Origin of the sequence: Dietzia sp. DQ11-38-2, from assembly GCF_014145055.1 — a bacterium.
In the GTDB taxonomy this organism is placed as follows: domain Bacteria; phylum Actinomycetota; class Actinomycetes; order Mycobacteriales; family Mycobacteriaceae; genus Dietzia.
The window spans coordinates 1-3,993 of record NZ_JAALDW010000237.1 but is presented as its reverse complement, the minus strand read 5'-3'; the positions used below and the strand labels follow the sequence as shown (position 1 = coordinate 3,993).

The following is a 3,993-nucleotide window of genomic DNA, read 5'->3' as shown; positions in this document are numbered from 1 at the left end:
GCGGCGGGGCGGCGCCCGGCACGGCGTCGGGGAAGGAGCGGTAGACGACGACGAGCTGGTCGCTCTCCTCGAAGGCGGCGGGGTGCGCGACGGGCTCGAGGTGCACCGACGGCACCACCACGGCACGGTGGTCGTGCCAGTCGCCGAGGAAGGCGGCGGGGGGCGCCAGACCCAGTGACCGCGACCGACCGTGCAGCGCGCGGAGCAGGTCCGGGACGGTTATCAGACGGTCGGGCACCCGTTCATGCTTACACGCGACTGTGCAGGTGAAGAAGTTATTACCTTGCACTCTGCGGAAGTTGTTGACAAGGTTTCATGAATGTCCAGTTCCAGCCAACAGAAGAGTGACCCCGCCTCGACTCCGGTCGGTAAGCCCCGAGCCGACCTCGCCGTGATCATCCCGACCACCGTGATCGCCCTCATCGTGGTGGTCTGGGGTGCGTTCTACACGGCGTCGTTCGAGAACGCCGCGGGTAATGCGTTCTCGCTGGTGGTCGAGACCGTGGGCTGGTTGTTCATCCTCGTCTCCACCACCGTCGTGGCCTACACGATCTACCTCGCGTTCTCCCGCTTCGGCGGGATCCGTCTGGGTGGCGACAACGAGAAGCCGGAGTACTCCACCAAGTCCTGGATCGCGATGATGTTCGCCGCCGGTATGGGCATCGGCCTGATGTTCTACGGCGTCTCCGAGCCGCTCACGCACTACCAGACCCCGCCCCCCGGGCAGGAGCAGCAGTACGACGTGGCCATGGCCACCACGGCCTTCCACTGGACCCTGCACCCGTGGGCGATGTACGCCGTCGTCGGCCTCGCGCTCGGCCTGGCCGCGTACCGCTTCAAGCGCGGGCATCTGGTCTCCCAGGCGTTCGTCCCGCTCATCGGTCAGAAGCGGGCCAGCGGGTGGATCGGCAAGGTGCTCGACGTGGCGACCGTCGTGGCCACCATCTTCGGCACCGCGGCCTCGCTGGGGCTGGGCGCGCTGCAGATCCGGGCCGGGCTCAACGAGACCGGCGCGGTCGACGGCGGCGGGATCGCCCTCGTGGTGGGCGTCATCGTGGTGCTGGGACTGGTGTTCCTCGCCTCGGCCGCCTCCGGGATCGGCAACGGCATCCGGATCCTGTCCAACATCAACCTGGTGCTGGCCGTCTCGCTCGCCCTGTTCGTGGCCATCTTCTCGGGGGCCCTGTTCTTCATGCTCGACCTCATCCCCACCACGATCGGCACCTACTTCTCCGACTTCTTCGAGATGGCCTCCCGCACCGCGGTGAGTGAGAACGGTGAAGCCGCCGGGTGGCTGTCCTCGTGGACCGTCTTCTACTGGGCGTGGTGGATCTCCTGGTCGCCCTTCGTCGGCATGTTCCTCGCCCGGATCAGCCGCGGCCGCACGGTCCGCGAGTTCATCATCGGCGTGGTCCTGGTCCCCAGCACCCTGTCGGTGATCTGGTTCTCCATCTTCGGTGGCTTCGCCCTCTACCTCGAGGAGGCCGGACGAAGCGTCTTCGGGGACGGTTCTCTCGAACCGCAGCTGTTCAACCTGCTCCGCGAGCTCCCCCTCGCGCCGGTGCTGATGGTGGTGGCGATGGCGCTCATCGCCGTCTTCTTCATCACCTCGGCCGACTCGGCGTCGATCGTCATGGGCGGGATGGCCCAGTACGGGATCGAGGAGCCCTCGCGGTGGATCGTCATGCTCATGGGCTCGTTCACGGCCGCGGTCGCGATCATCATGCTGGTGGCCGGTGACGGAGGCGGGAACGCGCTGTCGAGTCTGCAGAACATGACCATCATCGCGGCGTCACCGTTCGTGCTGGTGCTGATCGCCCTGTGCGTGTCGATCCACAAGTCGCTCTCGAGCGATCCGGCGGCCGAGAACGCATGAGGCGGGCCGGGTGTACGCCCGGCACGGACCCCGCGGACGCGACCACTAGTCTGGGACCCATGGCGAAGACAGTCCTGACCGCGGTCGCATGGCCGTACGCGAACGGCCCCCGGCACATCGGTCACGTCTCGGGTTTCGGGGTGCCGTCGGACGTCTTCTCCAGGTACCAGCGGATGGCGGGCAACGACGTCCTGATGGTCTCGGGCACCGACGAGCACGGCACCCCGCTTCTGGTGCAGGCCGAGAAGGAGGGCGTGTCGGTCCAGTCACTCGCCGACCGGTACAACCGGGTCATCGTCGACGACCTGGCGGGCCTGGGGCTGAGCTACGACCTGTTCACCCGGACCACCACCCGGAACCACTACGCGGTGGTCCAGGAACTCTTCCGCGGTCTGCACAGCAACGGGTACATGGTGGCCAAGACCACCACCGGGGCCGTGAGCCCGTCCACGGGCCGCACGCTGCCGGACCGGTACATCGAGGGCACCTGCCCGATCTGCGGCTACGACGGTGCCCGCGGTGACCAGTGCGACAACTGCGGCAACCAGCTCGACCCGGCGGACCTGACGAACCCGGTCTCCAAGATCAACGGGGAGACCCCGACGTTCATCGAGACCGAGCACTGGTTTCTCGACCTGCCCGCGCTCGCGGACTCGCTGGGGGACTGGCTCTCCGGGCGGAAGGACTGGCGACCCAACGTCCTGAAGTTCTCGCTCAACCTCCTCGAGGACCTTCGTCCGCGGGCGATGAGCCGCGACATCGACTGGGGTATCCCGATCCCGGTCGAGGGGTGGCAGGATCGCGGAGACAAGAAGCTCTACGTGTGGTTCGACGCCGTCGTGGGGTACCTCTCCGCCTCCATCGAGTGGGCCTGGCGCTCCGGCGAGCCCGAGGCGTGGCGGCGGTGGTGGACCGACCCCGAGGCCGTGTCCCACTATTTCATGGGCAAGGACAACATCACCTTCCACTCGCAGATCTGGCCGGCCGAGCTCATCGGCTACGACGGCCGGGGCGCGCACGGCGGACGGCCGGGGGCGCTCGGCGCGCTGAATCTGCCCACCGAGGTGGTCTCGTCCGAGTTCCTCACCATGTCCGGGTCCAAGTTCTCCTCCTCGCGCGGGGTGGTGATCTACGTCCGCGACTTCCTGGCGGAGTTCGGCCCCGATTCGCTGAGGTACTTCATCTCGGTGGCCGGCCCGGAGAACCAGGACACCGACTTCACCTGGGACGAGTTCGTCCGACGTACCAACGCCGAGCTGGTGGGCGGCTGGGGCAACCTGGTCAACCGCACGGTGTCGATGGCGCACAAGAACTTCGGCGAGATCCCCCGGCCCGCGACCCTGACCGATCTGGACGCCGAACTGCTGCGCGACGCGGAGGCCGCCTTCGCCACGGTCGGCGGCCATCTCGAGCGTTCCCGCTTCAAGGCCGGTGCCACCGAGGCCATGCGGATCGTCGGCGCCGCCAACCGGTACATCGCCGCCACCGAACCGTGGAAGCTCGCCAAGGACCCCGACCAACGCGAGCGCCTGGGCACCGTCCTGCACACCGCCCTGCAGGTGGTCTCCGACGCCAACACCCTGCTCACCCCCTATCTGCCGTCCGCCGCGCAGCAGATCCACGGCGCGATCGGCGGGCAGGGGGTGTGGGCCGCGGCGCCGCAGGTCCACGAGGTGACCGACGACATGCCGGTGGACCTGGTCGGTGCGGGGCTGCCCGAGGCCGGTCGCAGCTATCCCGTCATCATGGGTGACTACGCCTCCGAGCAGGCCCGGTGGGCGCGTACCGAGCTGACCCCCGGGACCCCGCTGGCCAAGCCCAGCCCCCTGTTCGCCAAGGTCGACCCGGATCTCGCCGAGACCGGGCCCGACTGGGCGCCGATCCAGCAGGCGGAGTGACCGGGACCCATGGGTAAGCGCAAGCCCCGTCCGACGCCCGTCCTCCCCGAGCCGCTGCCGGGCCTGGTCGACGCCCACACGCACCTGTACTCCTGCGGTCATCGCACGGCGGACGAGGTGCGTGGCGCGGCGGATCGGGCGGCCCTGGCGGGGGTGGCGGCGATGGTGACCGTGGGCGACGACCTGGCGGAGTCCGAGGCCGTGGTGGCCGCCGCCGAG

General features: G+C 68.7%; 2 protein-coding genes and 2 pseudogenes. 3 read left to right on the top strand and 1 reads right to left on the bottom strand.

Going from position 1 to position 3,993, the window contains the following annotated elements; genetic code table 11:
• Positions 1–238: pseudogene (locus tag G6026_RS08960) on the bottom strand (aminodeoxychorismate synthase component I); the annotation flags it as partial.
• A gap of 81 nt (positions 239–319) precedes the next feature.
• Between G6026_RS08960 and G6026_RS08955 the strand changes: the two are divergent.
• From G6026_RS08955 to G6026_RS08945, 3 genes and pseudogenes are all read left to right on the top strand, one after another.
• Positions 320–1,876 (top strand): BCCT family transporter, encoded by a 1,557-nt coding sequence (locus tag G6026_RS08955; protein WP_182612958.1) that lies wholly within the window; start codon positions 320–322, stop codon positions 1,874–1,876.
• Between the two features lie 59 nt (positions 1,877–1,935).
• Positions 1,936–3,774 carry a methionine--tRNA ligase gene (gene metG, locus G6026_RS08950; RefSeq protein ID WP_107756952.1) on the top strand — a complete coding sequence of 613 codons (1,839 nt, stop codon included), beginning with the start codon at positions 1,936–1,938 and terminating at the stop codon, positions 3,772–3,774.
• Between the two features lie 9 nt (positions 3,775–3,783).
• Positions 3,784–3,993, top strand: a pseudogene (locus G6026_RS08945) (DNAase); the annotation flags it as partial.

Excerpts from the sequence above, each read along its gene's own strand:
- G6026_RS08955 (WP_182612958.1), top strand. The coding sequence starts at position 320 with ATGTCCAGTTCCAGCCAACAGAAGAGTGACCCCGCCTCGACTCCGGTC.
- metG (WP_107756952.1), top strand. The coding sequence starts at position 1,936 with ATGGCGAAGACAGTCCTGACCGCGGTCGCATGGCCGTACGCGAACGGC.